20 protein-coding genes are annotated in these 19,393 nt (G+C 69.1%); 10 read left to right on the forward strand and 10 right to left on the reverse strand.

Translation table 11 applies throughout. The features are described from left to right. The first annotated feature begins 371 nt into the window (after positions 1 to 371). Entirely contained in the window at positions 372 to 710 is a 339-nt protein-coding gene (locus ABD378_RS42100) for a hypothetical protein (protein WP_344530436.1), read from the forward strand. 348 nt (positions 711 to 1,058) lie between these two features. Here the strand turns inward: ABD378_RS42100 and ABD378_RS42105 are convergent, their stop codons facing one another. Beyond that, the gene (locus ABD378_RS42105) at positions 1,059 to 1,214 is read right to left on the reverse strand and encodes a hypothetical protein (RefSeq protein WP_344530438.1); all 156 of its coding nucleotides are present in this window, start codon (positions 1,212 to 1,214) and stop codon (positions 1,059 to 1,061) included. A 92-nt stretch (positions 1,215 to 1,306) separates the two neighbouring features. On the opposite strand from ABD378_RS42105, the gene ABD378_RS42110 reads away from it, so the two are divergent. From ABD378_RS42110 to ABD378_RS42125, 4 genes are all read left to right on the forward strand, one after another. After that, positions 1,307 to 2,722, forward strand: coding sequence for a hypothetical protein (locus ABD378_RS42110; protein ID WP_344530440.1), 1,416 nt, complete (start codon positions 1,307 to 1,309; stop codon positions 2,720 to 2,722). Between the two features lie 111 nt (positions 2,723 to 2,833). After that, entirely contained in the window at positions 2,834 to 3,034 is a 201-nt protein-coding gene (locus ABD378_RS42115; protein WP_344530497.1) for a VOC family protein, read from the forward strand. A 204-nt stretch (positions 3,035 to 3,238) separates the two neighbouring features. Beyond that, a complete protein-coding gene (locus tag ABD378_RS42120) occupies positions 3,239 to 4,465 on the forward strand; it encodes a serine hydrolase domain-containing protein (RefSeq protein ID WP_344530442.1) in 1,227 nt (408 codons plus the stop codon). Between the two features lie 166 nt (positions 4,466 to 4,631). Further along, positions 4,632 to 5,231 (forward strand): hypothetical protein, encoded by a 600-nt coding sequence (locus tag ABD378_RS42125; RefSeq protein ID WP_344530444.1) that lies wholly within the window; start codon positions 4,632 to 4,634, stop codon positions 5,229 to 5,231. Positions 5,232 to 5,343: 112 nt separating this feature from the next. Here ABD378_RS42125 and ABD378_RS42130 read toward each other — a convergent pair whose 3' ends face one another. Beyond that, positions 5,344 to 6,174 carry a class I SAM-dependent methyltransferase gene (locus tag ABD378_RS42130; RefSeq protein WP_344530446.1) on the reverse strand — a complete coding sequence of 277 codons (831 nt, stop codon included), beginning with the start codon at positions 6,172 to 6,174 and terminating at the stop codon, positions 5,344 to 5,346. A gap of 134 nt (positions 6,175 to 6,308) precedes the next feature. Here ABD378_RS42130 and ABD378_RS42135 point away from each other — a divergent pair, with 134 nt between their 5' ends. Together ABD378_RS42135 and ABD378_RS42140 are read left to right on the forward strand one after the other, a co-directional pair. Further along, on the forward strand, positions 6,309 to 8,084 hold the full coding sequence (locus tag ABD378_RS42135; RefSeq protein ID WP_344530499.1) for a S9 family peptidase: 1,776 nt from the start codon (positions 6,309 to 6,311) through the stop codon (positions 8,082 to 8,084). A 117-nt stretch (positions 8,085 to 8,201) separates the two neighbouring features. Next, complete coding sequence (locus tag ABD378_RS42140) at positions 8,202 to 8,981, forward strand: SURF1 family protein (protein WP_344530448.1); 780 nt, start codon at positions 8,202 to 8,204, stop codon at positions 8,979 to 8,981. Between the two features lie 88 nt (positions 8,982 to 9,069). On the opposite strand, the gene ABD378_RS42145 is transcribed toward ABD378_RS42140, so the two are convergent. The 4 genes from ABD378_RS42145 to ABD378_RS42160 form a co-directional block, all read right to left on the reverse strand. Further along, positions 9,070 to 10,317 (reverse strand): hypothetical protein, encoded by a 1,248-nt coding sequence (locus tag ABD378_RS42145; RefSeq protein ID WP_344530450.1) that lies wholly within the window; start codon positions 10,315 to 10,317, stop codon positions 9,070 to 9,072. After that, complete coding sequence (locus ABD378_RS42150; protein WP_344530452.1) at positions 10,314 to 10,973, reverse strand: SigE family RNA polymerase sigma factor; 660 nt, start codon at positions 10,971 to 10,973, stop codon at positions 10,314 to 10,316. Before ABD378_RS42150 ends, ABD378_RS42145 begins: the two co-directional genes overlap by 4 nt. A gap of 337 nt (positions 10,974 to 11,310) precedes the next feature. Next, a complete protein-coding gene (locus ABD378_RS42155) occupies positions 11,311 to 12,375 on the reverse strand; it encodes an aspartate-semialdehyde dehydrogenase (protein ID WP_344530454.1) in 1,065 nt (354 codons plus the stop codon). After that, a complete protein-coding gene (locus tag ABD378_RS42160) occupies positions 12,372 to 13,643 on the reverse strand; it encodes an aspartate kinase (protein ID WP_344530456.1) in 1,272 nt (423 codons plus the stop codon). Before ABD378_RS42160 ends, ABD378_RS42155 begins: the two co-directional genes overlap by 4 nt. A gap of 335 nt (positions 13,644 to 13,978) precedes the next feature. Between ABD378_RS42160 and ABD378_RS42165 the strand changes: the two genes are divergently transcribed. Together ABD378_RS42165 and ABD378_RS42170 are read left to right on the forward strand one after the other, a co-directional pair. After that, positions 13,979 to 14,404, forward strand: a complete 426-nt coding sequence (locus tag ABD378_RS42165; protein WP_344530458.1) for a PadR family transcriptional regulator — start codon at positions 13,979 to 13,981, stop codon at positions 14,402 to 14,404. Beyond that, the gene (locus ABD378_RS42170) at positions 14,370 to 15,482 is read left to right on the forward strand and encodes a hypothetical protein (protein WP_344530460.1); all 1,113 of its coding nucleotides are present in this window, start codon (positions 14,370 to 14,372) and stop codon (positions 15,480 to 15,482) included. Before ABD378_RS42165 ends, ABD378_RS42170 begins: the two co-directional genes overlap by 35 nt. 55 nt (positions 15,483 to 15,537) lie before the next feature. On the opposite strand, the gene ABD378_RS42175 is transcribed toward ABD378_RS42170, so the two are convergent. From ABD378_RS42175 to ABD378_RS42185, 3 genes are all read right to left on the reverse strand, one after another. Next, positions 15,538 to 16,287 (reverse strand): DUF5063 domain-containing protein, encoded by a 750-nt coding sequence (locus ABD378_RS42175; RefSeq protein ID WP_344530462.1) that lies wholly within the window; start codon positions 16,285 to 16,287, stop codon positions 15,538 to 15,540. Continuing rightward, on the reverse strand, positions 16,280 to 16,879 hold the full coding sequence (gene recR / locus ABD378_RS42180; protein ID WP_030781910.1) for a recombination mediator RecR: 600 nt from the start codon (positions 16,877 to 16,879) through the stop codon (positions 16,280 to 16,282). The genes ABD378_RS42175 and recR overlap by 8 nt, the downstream gene beginning before the upstream one ends. An 87-nt stretch (positions 16,880 to 16,966) precedes the next feature. Next, complete coding sequence (locus ABD378_RS42185) at positions 16,967 to 17,308, reverse strand: YbaB/EbfC family nucleoid-associated protein (protein ID WP_160506267.1); 342 nt, start codon at positions 17,306 to 17,308, stop codon at positions 16,967 to 16,969. Positions 17,309 to 17,647: 339 nt separating this feature from the next. Here ABD378_RS42185 and ABD378_RS42190 point away from each other — a divergent pair, with 339 nt between their 5' ends. Continuing rightward, on the forward strand, positions 17,648 to 18,424 hold the full coding sequence (locus tag ABD378_RS42190; RefSeq protein WP_344530467.1) for an SLATT domain-containing protein: 777 nt from the start codon (positions 17,648 to 17,650) through the stop codon (positions 18,422 to 18,424). 272 nt (positions 18,425 to 18,696) lie between these two features. Here the strand turns inward: ABD378_RS42190 and ABD378_RS42195 are convergent, their stop codons facing one another. Further along, positions 18,697 to 19,347 (reverse strand): hypothetical protein, encoded by a 651-nt coding sequence (locus ABD378_RS42195; RefSeq protein WP_344530469.1) that lies wholly within the window; start codon positions 19,345 to 19,347, stop codon positions 18,697 to 18,699. Between the last annotated feature and the right edge of the window lie 46 nt (positions 19,348 to 19,393).

Raw genomic sequence — 19,393 nt, forward strand, 5'->3', positions numbered from 1 at the left:
GCGAGGTCTTCCACCGCTCTTCGGCCTGCAAGGCCTTGGAGGAAGGGCAGGAGTACGCGCTGAGTGTGGGCATGGACACTCATCCTCGGCGTCGTGTCGCGCTGGCCGAAGCCACGGCGGAGGGACGTGGCGCGTGCGCCTACTGCTTCTGGGACTACATACCCAGATGACGCTGAACAGCGGTGGCCCCAGGGCAGGAGTCTCCGCCCGATAGTGCTGGTCGGGGGCTCTCAACTGCTGTGATCGGTACGGGATTTGAACCCACGGCGATTCGCGCGACGACGGTATCCGGAATCGCTCATCGCCGGGCTGGTCCGCCGACCGTTGTCGTGCTGCTACTCACCCCCAGGTGGAAGACCGATCATGAGGTCATGGCAGACATCGTCGTCCAGTACACCGAGCTACTGCGGACCAGTTCGTATGACCTCTGGGTCCGTTTGCGGGAGCTCCTGAAGATCCAGGGTATTGATCCCAATGGAACGGTCATGGTCGAGCTGTTTCAGGGAGGCCCAGATCACGAGGACGGCCAACTCATCTCCGCCCAGGGCAGGGTCTACAGTTTCACGCTCTTCTATGACCAGGCGGTAGAGGACGGCGCCCTTAGCGCCGAGCTCCGAAACTGGACCGACATCACGGAATCGTGGCGGCTCGGCTTGCTTGCTGCTCGGACGGCAGAAGCCTTTGCCTGGCAGTCTCGCGGCATCGGCTGACGCTGTGTCGAGATGAGCGCGCCGCGCCAGAAGCTCCCCCCGGCTCCGGGCGAGACAGGCCGCCCCAGAGCCACTGCACCCCCTCCCATTTGGGGGGCACGCAGAACTGCGGCAGGTGAGCGGCACGCGATCGCGATCGCTCCCGACAGTCACGTACAGGACCGGATTCTCGCCACGCGCCTCGCCGTTTCGGCGCCGGTCCCTCCCCTGTGCGGACCGGTGCCGAACGACGCGGGCGGAGTCGACCCGCACCGTATCGGCGTGACGCCGCGGATCGAGGAAAGACGGATCCGCAGTCCACGTGACAACGGTCCGGAGGTGATCGGCGGAAACCGGCCGAGGTCGCCGTCAGTCACGTGCGTTGCCTCCGCTGGCGGCGACGACCATCGCGGCAAGTACCAACAGGACGGCGGAGAGGCGTACGACGTCCGTCGGCTTCCAGCCTTCCTGCACTGTCAGTACGACGATGGCGACGATGACGTACGGCCAAGAAGATGTGGGCATGCGCATGGCCCAGCCTTTCGTTGGGTGATTTCCGATCCGGGCAACACGGTGCGCCACGTTCTGATTGTCTCGTCGGGATCCGCAGGCCAACTGTGGTCAAACTGCGGGTTGTTCATGGCCAACGGGAGGCGGACGACGTGCCGAGGGCTGGGCGCAAACAGGGGCCAGTACGCGGTGAGACACCCGAGGCGAACGCCTTCGCCCTCTGGTTGCGCGGCGTCACACAGGGCTGGACATTGGAACGGCTCACTGACGTGTATCCAGCGAGCCGCACCCAGTGGGGCCACTACCGCAACGGCGCCAAGCTGCCCCCCGACTCCCTGCTGCAGAAGACCGTGGAGAGGTGTGTACGCAACACCACCGTGCGCCCACGGCACTTGGTCGAAGGCCGGCGGCTTCTGCAGCTCGCCCGGAAGGCTCAGCGCGGGCACGGGGCCTTGTTGACGCCGCCGCCCGTAACCGACTTGGCAGCGCGCTTGGACGACGCACGGCAAGCCCAATTGGAGGCAGAGCGCGCGCTCTTCCGCATGCAGCAGTTGGTTCACACACTGCTACGGCTTGTCGCCTCGTTGCAGGACAGGTGCCAGCGCCTGGAAGAACTCGAGGAAGGACGGTCCGAGCAGGAACTACGTGACTCTCGGGAGCGGCTCGCCAGTGCCGAGCGGCTGTTGGAACAGGCTCGCCGTGAACGACGCGAGGCGGAGGAGATCCGCCTGGACGCCGAGTCCAACGCCAGCCAGCGAGAGCGCGCGGTCGCCAAGGCCCGCCTGGAACACGAGGACTCCGACAGCGCCACCCCCATCGAGGATCTCCCCGATCTCTGGGAAGTCGATCACTTGCTGGAACGCTCCAGTACAGAGCTCGACGTTCAACGAGCCGATCTGGCCGCATTGCGCGAACGCGTCACCCCGGGCCCCGTACGCCCGTCGCAAGTTCTCACTCCCGACAATGACCTCGCCGACATTGACTCTGGCTCCGTAGTCAATGGAAACAATGGCCTGGCCAGCGACAACGTACCCATGGCCCATCCCATGGCCCCAGGTGCCATCATCAGCTTGGCCGAGTCCTACCGCCGCGATGCCGCACGCGTGGCGAACATCCTGACCCCGCTCAAACCGCCGTCCCCGCCTCCGTTGAGGCGACAGGGACTCTGGCGCAGCCTCGGTCTGCTCGCCATCGGTCTGATCTCCGCGGCCGTGCCAATCCCTGTCGCTGCGGCACTCGGCCACGCCTACCGCCTTGAGGGGCTTACGTTCTTTTCGGCGGCGTATTGCTCCACCCTGCTCGTGGCCATCATCGGAGTGGGTCGGATCATGGCAGGGCTCGGCATGCGGGTCAGCGGCTTCAGCGACCAGAGCGCGTCAACGGTGGCCAACGAAGCTGTTTCCATGCTGGCGCTGACAGCACTGATGTACGGCTTCCTCTTCGCAGTCGCAGCGCTGTCGTCCCGCCGCATGTGGATACTGAGCGATGTCGGCTGGGCGGTTACTGCGTGGCTGTTCACCTGACTGGTTGATGCAGCCCACCAACATCGGTGGTTCGGGAGGGTGGCCAGGTGGTCGCTGCGTGGCTCGGCTTTGTGCTTGGAGCGGCTGTTCTCGGGGTTTCGGTAGGCCGCGATCCGCCCTGAGCCGGATCGCCGGCCGGGGCTGGAGTTCGTGCTGCTTAATGAGGGCAAGAAGGGCAAGAGCCGGCTGCATCTCGGCTTCGTGCCTGATGATCAGGCCGCCGAGGTCGCTCGCCTTGAGGCTCATGGCGCACAGCGTGTTGATATCGGTCAGGGTGACCAGTCGTGGGTTGCTAGGCGTCGGCACGTTTGATGGTTAGGGCGCGCCTCCACCAGGTGTGAGCTGATCGTGGTCAACGGCTTTCGGTCGTCGCGCGTTGCTGCCGAATATCGGTCTAATCGAGTGGACTCGCGGGGACGCGTGCCGTAGGAGGGCCTCCCGCCAGGCTCCGGATGGTGCCGTTGGTGCTGTTGGTGCCGTTGCACCGCAGCCCCGATCCGGAAGAAGTGCCCCGACATGCGAAGTACTCCCTCCCGACGTCTGTGCGCGGCTGCGCTGCTGGTGGCCTCCGTACTGGCTCCGATGGCGGCGGTTCCTGCCACCGCCGGCACTACCGGCCCTGCCGGCACCGCGGTCCACCTCGCGGGCGACGGTCGCCACGGCCAGGACGAGTGTCCGCCGGACGGCCTCGGCCGCCGCATGAACGCCCGGCTGGACAAGGCCATCGAGGGCGTCCGCCGGGAGGCCGGCATCCCCGGTGTCGCCGTCGGGCTGTGGATGCCGGGCAAGGGGTGTTACGTCCGCGCGACCGGGGTTGCCGACACCGCCACCCGCGAGCCGATGACCACCGATCTGTATACGCGGATCGGCAGCGAGACCAAGACCTTCACGGTCACCGCGCTCCTCAAGCTCGTCGACGACGGGCGGATCCGGCTGGACGACCCGATCTCCCACTACGTCGACGGCGTGCCGAACGGTCACCGGATCACGCTGCGCCACCTCGCCGAGATGCGCAGCGGGCTGTTCCCGTACACCGCCGACCCGGACTTCGTGCACGATCTACTGAGCAACCCGAGCCGCTCGTTCGCCCCGCGGGAGGTGCTCGCGTACGGCTACAAGCACAAGAACACCTTCGCGCCGGGCAAGCAGTTCCAGTACTCCAACAGCAACCTGATCCTTCTCGGTCTGGTGATCGAGAAGGTCAGCGGCCAGCCCGCCGCCGACTTCATCCGCGAGCGGGTGCTCCACCCGGCCCACCTCCACCACACGACGTTCCCCAGCGGCCCCGAGTTCCCCGAGCCGCACCCGCGCGGCTACACGAACCAGACGCTGAGCGGCAAAGTCGAGGACTCCACCGACTGGAACCCCAGTTGGGGCTGGACGGCCGGGGCGATGATCTCGAACATGCACGACCTGCGCCGCTGGGCCAAGATCGTCGCCACCGGAGAGCTGCTCAGCCCTCAGACCCAGAAGGAGCGGCTCCGGACGCTGCCGACCGGCTACCCCGGTACGAGCTACGGCCTCGGCATCTTCAAGAGCGACGGCTGGATCGGGCACAACGGCTCCATCCCGGGCTACGAGAGCGTGACCGTCTACCTTCCCTCGCAGAAGGCGACCTTGGTGGTGCAGCTCAACACCGACATCACACATGACGGCGTGGAGCCGTCCTCGCTGGTCGGCCGGGCGATCACCGAGATCGTCACCCCCGACAACATCTACGACCGCCCGGTCCCCCCGCGCTAGTTCGAGTGGCCCTGATGTCAGGGCTCTGAACGCGGTCGGAACTGGCCCGGTCCGATGGATGTCCGACGCCCCGTTCCGCTCACCCTTTCGTGGTGTCACCATGCGGAGTCCAGGGGAGTCGAGGGGTGTCGAGGGGTTCCCTCGACGGGGGCGGGCGGAGGAACAAATGGCAGAGGTGTTCTTGCGGCGGCTGACCCGGTGGCAGGCGGAGCAGCAGCGGGAGGCGGTCGCCGACGTCTACGTAGAGGCGTACGAAGGGGACGCCGGAGCCGAGTACCGGGACCGGCAGGGGTTCCTGCGCGTTTTCGAGAACGCCGTGCAGCGGCCCGACTTCGACATGGTCGTCGCCGACGCGGCGGGCCTGGTCGGCTGCCTCTACGGCTACCGCGCCCCGCGTACCGGCGACTGGTGGGAGGGGTTCCGCGGAGTCCTGCCCCCGGAGGTCGAGGAACGCACGGCGTCGGGCCGGGTCTTCCTCCTGACCGAGCTGATGGTGGTACCCGCCTATCGGCGCCAGGGCGTCTCGGACCGCCTGCGCACGCTGCTGCTCATGCGGCACGCAACGGATCTCGTCGTCGCGGTCATCAAGCGGGACGACGATCTGGGGCGTGAGGTGCTGCGCTCGTGGGGCTGGACGAAGCTCGGGGAGTTCGATCCGGGCGGCCCGGGCTCGTCGGCGGCGCCGCACCGCCGGGGCGAGACCGAGGCGCCGACGCCGGACGGGCTCGTGTGGGAGGGGTGGATGCGGCCGCCGACGAGTCGTTGAGCGGGCGGCGAACGACGCGAGCCAGCGGGGGCTCGGGCTCGGTTGCCTGGCGGCGGGCGCGGCTCTCCGCCGCGGCGCTCTCCCCCTCCGCAGCCGGATCGGCATCCGGAGCTCAGGCCACCGCCCTGCTCGCCTTCAAGGAGTACATGAGGGGGATGCGCGGGCGGTCCACGGGGAACTGGTAGGCGCCGTCGCGGAGTTCGAGGCTGCCGAAGCGTTCGAAGAGCGTGGTGTCGTGCTCGTGGAGGAAGTCGACGCGCAGGCCCGCCGATGCCAGGGCCGTGATGACCTCGCCCACCGGGTGCTGCCATTCCACCTTGCGGTTGTGGACCGTGGGGGTGGTCGTGTCCGCGTAGCCGCCGGGGGTCTCCTCGATCCAGGCGTCGCGGGCGAAGTAGTCGTACTCGATCCGTGAGCCCGTCTCGTCGTCCAGGATGTCCGCGAGCGGGTGGAACTCCGCGAGGTAGAGGAAGCCGCCGGGTGCGACGAGCGCGGCCACGGTCTCGGCCCAGCGCTGGATGTCGGGGAGCCAGCACAGGGCTCCCACGCCGGTATAGACGATGTCGTACGAGGTGTCGGGGACCGCGTCCGCCGCGTCGTACACGTCGGCGGCGACGAAGGACGCCTGGTCGGCGGTGAGGCCGAGCTCGGCGGCGAGGTCGCGGGCCGCGTCGACGGCGGGCTCGGAGAAGTCGAGGCCGACCACGCGGGATGCGCCGTGCCGGCACCAGGAGAGGGTGTCGAGGCCGATGTGGCACTGGAGGTGGAGCAGCGAGCGCCCGGTGACGTCACCGACCTCCGCGAGCTCGAAGTCGCGCAGCGGGTCCTTGCCGGAGCGGAAGGCTTCGAGGTCGTAGTAGTCACTGGCGAGGTGGAGGGGGACGCGCTCGTCCCAGCGTTTTCGGTTGGCCTCGCGCCAGTCGGAGGGGGTCGGTGAGTACATTCCAGAAAGTTATCCACAGGCTGGGGACCCTCGCCAGCGGATTGTCGGCGTGTGCGTGCACTATGGGGTCCATGAGCGACTTGGGTGCGAGTGCAGGGAATACGTCGGGTGCGACTGCGGGCGGGGGCACGGAGATGCCCGACTGGGAGAAGCGGTTCCGTGCGCCGCGGGTGTCGCTGCCCGACTGGGCGGAGGACGCCCCCGACCGTTCCTTGTTCGTGTCGAACGCGACGGGGACGTACGAGCTGTACGCATGGGACCGCGCCACCGGCGAGCAGCGCCAGGTGACGGACCGGCCGAACGGCACGACGGACGGGGTGCTCACGCCGGACGGCGAGTGGATCTGGTGGTTCAACGACACGGACGGCGACGAATTCGGCGTGTGGATGCGCCAGCCGTTCGCGGCAGGCGGCGCCGATGAGCCCGCGGTGCCGGGACTCGAAGCGTCGTATCCGGCGGGCCTCGCCCTCGCGCGTGACGGGCGGATGTCCGTCGTCGGCCGCTCGACGGACGAGGAGGGCTCGACGATCCATGTCGTACGCGCCCCGGGAGCCGACCCGGTCGAGATCTACCGTCACCGCGAGTCCGCGGGCGTCGGCGACCTCTCCCACGACGGCTCCCTGATCGCCGTCGAGCACACGGAGCACGGCGACGCGATGCACTCGACCCTCCGGGTGATCAGGCCGGACGGCTCCACGGTCGCCGAGCTCGACGACACCGAGGGCGGCACCGTCGAGCTGGGCCTGGAGGTCCTCGGCTTCGCGCCGGTCGACGGGGACACGCGGCTGCTCGTCGGGCATCAGCGGCGCGGCCGCTGGGAGCCGATGGTGTGGGACGTCGCGTCGGGCGAGGAGACGGACCTGGCACTCGAGCTGCCGGGGGACGTGAGCGCCGAGTGGTATCCGGACGGCTCCGCCCTGCTCATCGCGCACAGCTTCGAGGCCCGCAGCGAGCTGTTCCAGTACGCGTTCGCCTCGCGCGAGCTCGTCGAGGTCGAGACGCCCGCGGGGTCGGTGTCGGGGGCGACGGCGCGCCCGGACGGCAGCGTGGAGTACCTGTGGTCGTCGGCCGCCGAGCCGCCGGTGGTGCGCTCGACGACGGGTGACGTCGTGCTTGACCCGCCCGGCATGAAGGCCCCGGCCTCCGTGCCGGTGGAGGACGTGTGGGTGGAGGGCCCGGGCGGCCGGGTCCACGCCCTCGTACAGAAGCCGGCCGACGCGACCGGCCCCCTCCCCACGGTCTTCGAGATCCACGGCGGCCCGACGTGGCACGACAGCGACGCGTTCGCGGCGGGCCCGGCGGCCTGGGTGGACCACGGGTACGCGGTGGTGCGCGTCAACTACCGCGGCTCGACCGGGTACGGCCGGGAGTGGACGGACGCCCTCAAGCACCGGGTCGGCCTGATCGAGCTGGAGGACATCGCGGCGGTGCGGGAGTGGGCGGTGACGTCCGGTCTCGCGGACCCGGACCGCATCGTCCTGGCCGGCGGCTCCTGGGGCGGGTATCTCACGCTGCTCGGCGTCGGCACCCAGCCCGACGCGTGGGCGGTGGGCCTGGCCGCGGTGCCGGTCGCGGACTATGTGACGGCGTACCACGACGAGATGGAGGCCCTGAAGGCCATGGACCGCACGCTCCTCGGCGGTACGCCCGAGGAGGTCCCGGAGCGCTTCGAGGCGTCGTCACCGCTGACGTACGTGGACGCGGTGAAGGCACCGGTCTACATCTCGGCGGGCGTGAACGACCCGCGCTGCCCGATCCGCCAGGTCGAGAACTACGTGGACCGGCTCAAGGCACGGGACGCGGTGCACGAGGTGTACCGGTACGACGCGGGGCACGGCTCGCTCGTCGTGGACGAGCGGATCAAGCAGGTGCGGTTGGAACTGGACTTCGCCGAGCGGCACCTTCGCTAGCCGGGGGGGGCTTGGCTGCGGGGAGGCGGTGCTTCGGGGAGGCAGCGGCTTCGGGGAGGCGGTGGCTTCGCCAACCCCGCGGCCCGTCTCCCACGGGCGCCCCCGTACCGTGGGGGTGTGTACCGGTTCCTGCTGACGCCCCGCTGGTGGGGGATCAACGTCTTCGTACTGCTGGCCATCCCCGTCTGCATCTTCATGGGGTCATGGCAGCTGGGGCGGTTCGAGGACCGCGTCGAGGCGCATGACGCCGCGCAGGAGCAGGCGGACCGGCAGGCGTCGCCTTCCCGGTCGGAGGCGAAGCCCCGGCCGCTGGACTCGCTCCTCCCCGTGGACCAGGAGACGTCCGGGGAACAGGTGTCGGCGACAGGACGGTACGGCAAGCAACTACTGGTGCCGGACCGGGAGTTGGACGACAAGTCGGGCTACTACGTCCTGACGCTCCTGCGCACCGACAGCGGCAAGGACCTGCCCGTCGTGCGGGGCTGGCTCCCCGGGAACGCGAGTGCGGCGAAGGCCCCCGCGGCGCCTTCCGGTGAGGTCACCGTGACGGGCGCGCTCCAGGCCTCCGAGAGCCCTGGCTCGAACGGGGTCAGTGCGGCCGGAGGGCTGCCGGACGGGCAGCTGGGTGCCATCAGCGCGGCCTCGCTGGTGAACGTGGTCCAGGGCAATGTGTACGACGCCTGGGTCACCCTGGAGAAGGGCGACTCCGGGATGAAGGCGGTGCCCGCTGCCGCGCCGGACAACTCCGGGCTCGACCTCAAGGCCTTCCAGAACCTCGGCTACACCGGCGAGTGGTTCGTCTTCGCGGGGTTCGTCGTCTTCATGTGGTTCAGGCTGTTCCGGCGGGAGCGGGAGTTCGCGCGGGACGCCGAGCTGGGACTTTTGCCTGAGGGTTAGGCGAGGTGTCGTAGGTGTCACCGAACGCCGACCGGGCTGGATCCTTCGCAGGATCCAGCCCGGTCGGCGTTCGAATACTCGGGTCGTCCTACGACGCAGACAACATGCCCGTCCGGTAGACCGTCCCCGCACACGCGTTGGTGATCGTCGCGCCCGCCGCGGGGGAGCCCGCGGGTGCCGTCAGGGACACCGTCACTCCGCCGTCAACGACGCCGCCGTCCTCGCGGACCATCTGCGGCTCCGTACCGCCCGGTGCACCGCCGTCCGTGCCGCCGTCCTCCGTGGGAGTCGGGTCGGGCGAAGGCTCGCCGCTGTCCGTCGGGCACGCCTCCGAAGGCACCCAGGCGAACTTCACCTCGTACGCGGACCCTGGCTGGAGGATCAGCGAGCTGACCGCCTGTGCCGGGTCCGGCAGGGCGGTCGCCGCGTCGCCCGCCACGTGGTCGATGACCCCGATCTTCGCGGGATCGGCAGCCCCCGTGGTCGACGTGCTCACGGTGCCCGGGGCGCTGACCGTGCAGCTGCTCGTGGAGACGTTGGCGATCCGGAAGCTGCCGTACACCTTGCCGTCGGCCTCCGCCGTCCCCGCGCTACCGCTGGCGTCGCCGAGCTGGTCCACCGTGCAGGCAGGCGAGTCGGCGGATTCTGTGCCCGCCGGGTCGGGGCCACCGGTCGCGCCGCCGCTGGACTCGCCCTTCCCCTTGCCGTCCTTCTTGTCCTTCTTGTCTTTCTTGTCCTTGGACTTGGAGGGGCCGGAGTCGCTGCCCTTGCCCTTCTCCCCGCCGTCAGGACCCTTGCCCTGACTCGAACCGCCCTGCGTCTGCTCGCTGTTGCCCGCTATCGACGGCCGGTCGTCCGAGCCGCCGCCGGAGTTCGTCACGTGCACGAGAGCGGGGATGGCGGTGCCGATGAAGAGCGCGGCTGCCGCCATGCCGACCACGGCCTGGCGCTTGCGCTGCCTGCGCGCGGGAACCGCGTACCGCAGACGTTCCAGGGCGCGGTCTCCCGGCTCGATCTCCTGGACGGCCGAACGCATCATCCTGCGCAGCGCGAGCTCGTCGGAGCCGCCCTCACCGCCGAAGACGGCACCCAGCGCGACGCTTCCCTCGCCGCCGAAGGCCGCACCCGACGCGGCGCCGTCCGCACGCTCGGACACGTCGTCCGCACGCTCGGACGCGCCGTCCGCACGCTCGGACGCGGTGGGCTCATCGCCCTGGCCGTGTTTCACAGTTCCGTCCCCAGCATGCTGCTCAAACTCGGCGTTCTCAGCGTTCTCAGCGTTCTCGGCGCGCTCGGCGCTCTCATCGCGCTCACGCCCGTACTCATGCTTGCTCATGCCGGTGCCTCCATGGCGACCCGCAGAGCCGCGATCCCGCGCGAGCCGTACGCCTTCACCGACCCGAGCGATATGCCCAGGGTCTCGGCGACCTGCGCCTCGGTCATGTCCGCGAAGTACCGCAGGACCAGGACCTCGCGCTGGCGGCGCTGGAGGCCGCGCATCGCCTTGATCAGCTCGTCCCGCTCAAGGAGGTCGTACGCACCCTCCTCCGCGCTCGCCATGTCCGGCATCGGCTTGGAGAGCAGCTTCAGACCGAGGATCCTGCGCCGCAGCGCGGACCGCGAGAGGTTCACGACGGTCTGCCGCAGATAGGCGAGCGTCTTCTCCGGGTCCCGCACGCGCTTGCGCGCCGAGTGCACCCGGATGAACGCTTCCTGCACGACGTCCTCGCATGAGGCCGTGTCGTCGAGAAGCAGCGCCGCCAGGCCGAGGAGCGACCTGTAGTGGGCGCGGTAGGTCTCGGTCAGGTGGTCGACTGTGGTGCCCGCGCTCATCGTCTCCTCAGCGCCCTCGCGCTGCGTCGGGATGCGGGCCGATCTCGTGGTGGGCATGGGGGCGATCACCGGCATGCCGGCGGGCGCACGGGGACGGCGAGGCGGGCGAAGGGCCGCGCCCCTCGCCTGAACCGCTGTGAAATCGAGTACCTCTGCCACGCCTGTTGGACACGCTTACCCCCTGGAGGGTTGTACGCATCACGCGGCGCGTTTGCGGCAGGCATCGTCGCCGTCGGTGACGATGCATCAAATGCCCCCATGCGTACCAGCTCTTCCCCTATGCCCAATTTTCGCAGCGCTCAGGTCACACCCCCGGGAGGGCGATCGCAAAGACGCGCCCCGCCCTGCTGCCGGTTGCAGAGGACGGGGACGAATATCTTCGAACGCGTATGGCGAATCTTCGAACGTGGCAATGGTCCAGATCAAGCGATCCCGGCCACCAAGTTGGACACAGAACTTACACAGATCCCACAGAGGCTTCCGCGCCGGGGACCGGTCAGGGCTGACGGCCGGTGAACTCCGCCGCCACCAACTCCGCGATCTGGGCCGTGTTCAGCGCGGCCCCCTTGCGCAGGTTGTCCCCGCACACAAAGAGCTCGAGGGCCGTCGGATCGTCAAGGGCGCGCCGCACCCGGCCCACCCACGTGGGGTCGGTGCCCACCACGTCGGCGGGCGTCGGGAACTCACCGGCGGCCGGATTGTCGAACAGCACGACGCCCGGCGCGGTGGCCAGGATCTCGCGCGCCCGGTCCACCGTGACCTCGTCCTCGAAGCGCGCGTGAACGGTCAGCGAGTGCGTGGTCACGACCGGCACGCGTACGCAGGTGGCCGCGACCTTCAGATCGGGCAGGCCGAGGATCTTGCGGGACTCGTCCCGCACCTTCATCTCCTCGGACGACCACCCGTCGTCGCGCAGCGTCCCGGCCCACGGCACCACGTTCAGCGCCACGGGCTCCGGGAAGGGCCCGGTGTCGTCGCCGACAGCACGTCGTACGTCACCGGGGCTTGTGCCGAGCTCCGAGCCGGCCACCAGCGACATCTGCCGCCGCAACGTGTCGACGCCGTCGCGCCCGGCCCCGCTCACCGCCTGGTACGACGAGACGATCAGCTCGCGCAGGCCGAACTCGGCGTGCAGCGCGCCGATGGCCACGATCATCGACAGGGTCGTGCAATTGGGATTGGCGACGATGCCGCGCGGGCGTACGCGCGCGGCATGCGGATTGACCTCCGGGACGACCAGCGGCACGTCCGGGTCCATCCGGAAAGCGGCGGAGTTGTCCACGACGACGACGCCCTTGGACGCGGCGATGGGCGCCCACTGCGCGCTGACCTCGTCGGGCACGTCGAACATCGCCACGTCGACACCGTCGAAGACTTCCTCGCTCAGTGCGAGGACCTCGATCTCCTCACCGCGCACGGCCAGCTTCTTGCCGGCCGAGCGCGGTGAGGCGACGAGTCGGATCTCGCCCCAGATGTCGGCGTGCTGCGACAGGATCTGGAGCATGACCGCGCCGACGGCCCCGGTCGCTCCGACGACCGCGAGTGTCGGCTTCCCGGTCATCGCCCGGTGCCTCCATAGACCACGGCCTCGTCCGTGTCGGAGTCGAGGCCGAAGGCGGTGTGCACGGCGCGCACGGACTCGTTCGCGTCATCGGCGCGGGTCACGACCGAGATGCGGATCTCGGAGGTCGAGATCAGCTCGATGTTCACGCCCGCGTCGCTGAGCGCCTCGAAGAAGGCGGCGGTGACGCCGGGGTTCGTCTTCATGCCCGCGCCGACCAGCGAGATCTTGGCGATCTGGTCGTCGTAACGGAGCGAGTCGAAGCCGATGGCCGAGCGGGTCTTCTCGAGCGCGTCGATCGCCTTGCGGCCCTCGGCCTTGGGCAGCGTGAACGAGATGTCCGTGAGCCCGGTCGAGGCAGCCGACACGTTCTGCACGATCATGTCGATGTTGACCCCGGAGTCCGCGATGGCGCGGAAGATCGAGGCGGCCTCACCCGGCTTGTCCGGCACGCCGACGACCGTGATCTTGGCCTCCGAGGTGTCGTGCGCGACACCGGAGATGATGGCCTGCTCCACCTTGCGGTCCCCTTGCGGTTCGTTGCTGACCCACGTGCCCTGAAGTCCGCTGAAGGACGACCTGACGTGGATCGGGATGTTGTATCGGCGGGCGTACTCCACACAGCGGTGGAGCAGCACCTTGGACCCGGAGCTCGCGAGCTCCAGCATGTCCTCGAACGAGATCCAGTCGATCTTCTGGGCCTTCTTCACCACACGGGGGTCGGCGGTGAAGACACCGTCGACATCCGTGTAGATCTCACAGACCTCGGCGTCGAGGGCGGCGGCAAGGGCGACAGCGGTCGTGTCGGACCCACCACGACCGAGCGTGGTGATGTTCTTGCCCTCCTGGCTGACGCCCTGGAACCCGGCGACGATGGCGATGTTGCCCTCGTCGATCGAGGTCCGGATCCGCCCCGGAGTGACATCGATGATCCGCGCCTTGTTGTGGACGGAGTCGGTGATGACACCCGCCTGGCTGCCCGTGAACGACTGGGCCGCGTGACCCAGGTTTTTGATCGCCATGGCAAGAAGGGCCATGGAGATCCGCTCTCCGGCGGTCAGCAGCATGTCGAATTCACGCCCGGCAGGGATCGGGGATACCTGCCCGGCAAGATCGATCAACTCATCCGTCGTGTCACCCATGGCGGACACCACGACAACGACCTGATGGCCGTTCTTCTTGGCGTCGACAACCCTCTTGGCGACCCGCTTGATGCCCTCGGCATCGGCTACGGAGGAGCCTCCGTACTTCTGCACGACAAGGCCCACGTGCGCTCCTCGCTCAGTCCGTCTCTTACCGCACTGCTGCGGTCGGCTCAGTCTAACGAGCGGCCGAAATTCGCCTCGCAAATATCACATGGTGAGATGTCCCGCCCACTACGTGACCATCCGCCGGCATACGTTCCCGCTGCTCGGGACGTACGTTCCGACCGCTCGGCTTGGCACATGCCCGCTGGGACGTGGGGCACTCCGGAAAGTGGGGCGGGTCACAGGTTCTCCACCTTTCGGAGAACGGCGGCCCCTCATCCGCCGCGAAGGGGTGGCGGATGTCCGAGACTCCGACTATTCTGAAAACTCAACTAGTCGGGGAGGTGAGACAGCACATGCCGGAATTCAGCTCTGCGTGGCTGCGTGCGGCGTTGCCGTTGTGTCTGCTCGGGATGTTGGAGCGGGGCGAGAGTTATGGGTACGCACTGCTTCAGGAGCTGGGGGCGGCCGGATTGGCCAATGCCAAGGCCGCCACGCTCTATCCGGCCCTGACCAGGCTGGAAGAGGAAGGCGCCGTCGACATCCGCTGGAGCGCGGGCGAGGGCGGACCCGGCCGGAAGTACTACAGCCTCACCGATGCGGGGCGTGAGCGGCTGGTCGTCGAGTATCGCGCCTGGAGGGACTTCGACGGCGTGGTGACGGCCTTGGCCGGTGATGCCGAGGACTCAGCCGAGGACTCAGAGGGCGTAAAGGGCTCGGAGAACCGACAAGGACAGGGGGAACACGATGATTCGTACGGACGGCAGGGAGCGGAAGCCTGACTGGCCCTGCGACGACGACGCGCAGTGGGCCGCTGAGTTCGAGTTCGCGCTGGCTCTGGGGCATACCCCGCCCGACGGGCTCGCCGAGCAGGTCCTTGAAGAGGCTCGGCTGACCGTTGCCGAGGCGGGGCTGCCTGTTCGGGAGGTTCTCGGCGATCCCGCCGCATACGCCGATGCCGTGGCCGCCGAGCGGATCGACGAGGCCCATCGCAGCTCCGTCGACGTCGAGGGCTTCGCCGCCGGTGACCGGTTCACCAGCTCGTTGCTGATGGCCGGTGGGCAAGTCGCCCTGTTCGGTGCCGTGTTGTGGGCAAGTGCGGGGCTCTGGATTCCGGTCGGGTGGGCCACCGGTGGGGCCGGGCTGCTGCTCGCCGTGCTCGTCGTGCTCGTGACCGGCGTCATCCCCGAGCTGCGCGCGGCGGGGCGGCTTCGGGCAGGCCGGGTCGCCATAGCGTGCGCCGCGGTGCTTGTCGTGGCCTGTGCCGTGGGGTTCACCGCCGTTCCCCGGGGGCCCCAAGTGAGCGTTCCCGCCCCGTCGTTGTTCGTCGTCGGCGCGCTGCTCGGGGTGTTGGGGTGGCGTGTGCCCCCTGAGCCCGTCGGGCGATGGTTCCGGGGGAAGGCGGCCGCGGCTGCCGAGGCGATACGGAGCGACGACGAGGCCTGGCTGACGCGGCTCTCCGCGTTGCTGCGAGGGCGTCATGGGGTGTCCGCGGGGAACGCCAGGCGCTGCGTGGCCGAGGCGCGGGATCATCTCGCCGCCTCGGGCGGCAGCGCCGTGGGCGAGTTCGGGGATGTCGAGGTCTACGCACTGCGGCTCAGCGAAGGGCCCGGGAAGTCGCGGCGTGCGGCACGGGCCGAGGTGCTGCCCACCATCCTGTTCACCGGGGGAATTCTCTGGTGGAGCATCGACCTGCTCAGTGATCCGGAGCCCGCGTCCCTCTGGTTCTGGGCCAAGGTCGTGGTGCTGGTCGTCGGTGCGTGGGCCTGGGCCACCACCTCTTGGTCGCTGTGGCGCAAGCTGCGGCCGGGCGGCAGGGGCGGTTCGGGGGCCAAGGGCGGTTCGGGCGCCAAGGGTTGATCCTTGGCCTTCGCCGGTCCGGGCAGTTGGGCGCCCGGACCGGTCGGACCTCCGGCTACTGCACCGAGCGCAGGCCCAGCGGTCCGGCGATCTCCTCCGCCATGACCTTGCCCGCCGCTTCCGCGAGCGCGTCCTCGGCCAGGTCCTCGTCCGTGTCCAGGCCGTTGAGGTCCTCAAGGGGCTGGTTCAGGCGGACATGGGCCACCAGGGACTGGAGGGCGCGGAGGGCGCCGGATGCTGTGGAGCCCCAGTTCGAGAAGTACGAGAACTGCCACCACCACAGGGCCTCCGTGGTGCGGCCGGCCCGGTAGTGGGCCAGGCCGTGGGAGAGGTCGGCGACCACGTCTGCCAGGTCGTCCGAGATGCGGCAGGCGACCGGGGCCTTGCGGGGCTCGTACGGGTCGAAGACCTCGGAGTAGACGTCGATCGGCTCCAGCATGGCGGCGAGGCGTTCACGCAGGTCGTCGACGTCTCGCTCCGGGCCAAGGTCCGGCTCGTAGCGCTCATCGGGGACGATGTCCTCGTGCGCGCCCAGGCGACCGCCGGCGAGGAGGAGTTGGGAGACCTCGAGGAGGAGGAAGGGAACGGCAGAGTCGGGCTCATCGCCCTTCGCGACCTCCGTCACCGCGACGATGAAGCTCTCGATCTGGTCCGAGATCTGCACCGCGAAGGAGTCCGGGTCCTGGGCGGACGCGTGAAGGAGGACCGTCGACTCGGCGTCGATGATCGGCTCGGGGACGACGACCGGCTCGGGGGCAAGCGTCGCTTCCGGCTTCGTGGACTTCTCTTGCTGCTTCTTAGACATCTAGGAGTCGTCTCCCCTCGAAGGCGCGGCCCAGGGTGACCTCGTCCGCGTATTCCAGATCTCCCCCGACAGGGAGCCCGCTGGCCAGGCGGGTGACCTTCAGGCCCATGGGCTTGATCATGCGCGCCAGGTACGTCGCCGTGGCCTCCCCCTCCAGGTTCGGGTCCGTGGCGAGGATCAGCTCGGTGACCGTGCCGTCCGCCAGGCGCGCTAGCAGTTCTCGTATGCGCAGGTCGTCCGGGCCCACACCCTCGATCGGGCTGATCGCTCCACCCAGTACGTGGTATTTGCCCCGGAACTCTCGCGTGCGCTCGATCGCCACTACGTCCTTCGGCTCCTCGACCACGCAGATGACGCTGAGGTCGCGGCGCGGGTCGCGGCAGATGTTGCAGAGCTCTTCCTGCGCGACGTTGCCGCAGGTCGCGCAGAAGCGGACCTTGTCCTTCACCTCAAGGAGGGCGTGTGCGAGGCGGCGTACGTCCGTCGGCTCCGCCTGCAGGATGTGGAAGGCGATCCGCTGCGCGCTCTTGGGACCGACGCCGGGCAGCCTGCCCAACTCGTCGATGAGGTCCTGAACCACGCCTTCGTACACGGGGTGCCTTCCTGCTTCCTGTTTTCTGTTTCCTGCTCCGGTCGAGTATCAGGCTTTGATACGTACCGTAGTTGGCCTGCGGCCCTCTTAGAAGGGAAGGCCCGGGATGCCCCCGCCGCCCAGGCCCTGCGCGAGCGGGCCCAGCTTCTGCTGCTGAAGCGCCTGCGCGTTCTCGTTGGCCGCCTGGACCGCCGCGACGACCAGGTCCGCGAGGGTCTCGGTGTCCTCCGGGTCGACCGCCTTGGGGTCGATCACGAGGCCACGCAGCTCGCCGGAACCGGTGACCGTCGCCTTGACGAGGCCGCCGCCCGCCTGGCCTTCGACCTCCGTGCGCGCGAGCTCCTCCTGCGCGGTCGCGAGGTCCTGCTGCATCTTCTGGGCCTGCTGGAGCAGCTGCTGCATGTTGGGCTGGCCACCACCGGGGATCACGATCAGCTCCTGTCTCGGATGTTCCGGGTTGGTCTGGTGCGGTCTGTGTAGGTAATTGCGGTGGATTTACCACCTGGAATGAGCCTACGTGGTCAGGGGGGCCCTCGCCCCAGCACTCTTTCGAGTGAGATCGGCCGTCCTCCTATACCTGATCAAGCACCTCTTCCGGGCGGAAATACTGTGAAAACGGGCTCAGGGCCACCCATTGGGCGGTAGGACTGGGGCTGCGCATGAGCAGACGTCATCTGTCGCGTCAGCACCAACTGTCACAGCGCGCGCACAGTACGGAACCGCCGCAGGGAACAGTCAGGGATCTCGTAGAGGTAGAGGGAGTGCCGGGTGAGCCAGCCGGAGATGCAGCCCGAGGGGGTGCCCCATGAGGGGCAGGGTGCCGGGGCGGGTGCGCAGCAGGGCGTTCCTGGTGGTGGGGACGGCTCTCACTCTCGGCTCGGGGATCTGACGGGGCGGACCTTTCCCCTCGGCGACTGGGGTGAGCCCGCGGATCGGCTCGACGAGCTGTACCGGTGGGTGGAGCGGGGCGCGCTCAACACGGCGGAGTGGTACCTGTCCGACCGGGCCTGGAAGCGGCGCGGGGCGCGGCTCGCACGGTTGGGGGCGGCGGTGGGTGCCGTGGGCGCGGGGGTGCTTCCGCTGCTCGATCTGGCGGGGGCGGTGGGGGGTGTTGCCACCTGGGGGTTCGTCTCGCTGCTCGCGGGCGTCGCGTGTGTGGGGTGCGACCGGTTCTTCGGGCTGACCTCCGGGTGGATGCGGGATGTGGCCACCGCGCAGGCTGTGCAGCGGCGGCTTCAGGTGCTGCAGTTCGACTGGGCTTCGGAGAGCGTGCGGGAGGTTCTCGGGCCTACCGAGGGGACTGCCAGTGAGGCTGCCGAGCGGTGTCTCGGGGTGCTTCGGCGGTTCTCGGAGGATGTGACGGAACTTGTGCGGTCCGAGACCGCGGACTGGATGGTGGAGTTTCGGTCCGGGCCTGCGCCGTTGGCCATGCAGGCCATGGTTCCGGCCTCCCGGGGGGAGGCAGGGGCTGTCCCTGTCCGGGCCGCGTTGCCGCCGGGGGCTCGGCCCAATATGCCTCGGCAGCGGCCGCCTGAGCCTCGGTGAGGGTTCCCGGGGGCGGGGGGGGCTGGGGGCGCTGGGTGGGTGGGCCCTGCGGGGCTCTCCCCAATCCCGCCCCTTCCCGAAACTGGGGCTCCGCCCCAGACCCCGGTCCTCAAACTCCCCCAAGCTCTTAAAGAGCAGGGGGGACCCCCATGACAGGCTGAAAGATTTACCCCCGGGGTGGGTGGGAGAGGGGCGGGCCCGCCGGACCGGGTGATTGCCTTCCGGCGGGCCTGGTAAGCGGGGGGATGGCCCCAGCAAACCGCAGCCATGGTTCAGCTGTAGATGATCATTGAGCCTTGCGCCAGGCTTCGGGTGGTCGCCGCGTGCAGGCCCAGCCACACGTGGCGCTCCCTCGCGAAGGGGCTGTCGTCCGGAGGCGCCGGGGCCGCCGGTTCCTCCAGGGACGTGGGGGCCTCCGGCGGAGTAGGCGGGCGCGGGGGGTTCGCCGCGTCTATGCCGATGGACGGGGCCACAAACTCCAGTTCCCTCAGCAGCGCCTGCGCCGAGCCCAAGGGGCCCCCGCCCGAAAGCAGTTCGTCGTTGGAGAGAGGCGCCGGGAAGTCGACCGGGACGTACGCCCCCGCGTGGTCGTAGTGCCAGACCAAGTGCGACTGCTGGGCCGTCGTGTCGAACATCTCCAGCAACTGCTCGTAGTCCCCGCCCAGTTCGTCCACCGGCGTGACCTCGAGACCGCAGACCTGGAGCAGATACGCCCGGCGCAGGAAATGCAGCGCGTCGTAGTCGAAGCCCGCGACCGGGGCCACGTCCCCGGACAGGCCCGGCATATAGGCGAAGACGGGAACGGGGGGCAGGCCCGCCTCGTGCAGCGCCTTGTCGTACGCCGCGATCTCCTCCGCGAAGGGATTGTCGGGGCTGTGGCACAGCACGTCGACGAGCGGGACCAGCCACAGGTCACAGGCCAAGGGTGCTCCTCAGGTCAGCCTCATGCTTGGACGGCATATCGGATGG

This window comes from Streptomyces rectiviolaceus, from assembly GCF_039533825.1.
Lineage (GTDB): Bacteria > Actinomycetota > Actinomycetes > Streptomycetales > Streptomycetaceae > Streptomyces > Streptomyces rectiviolaceus.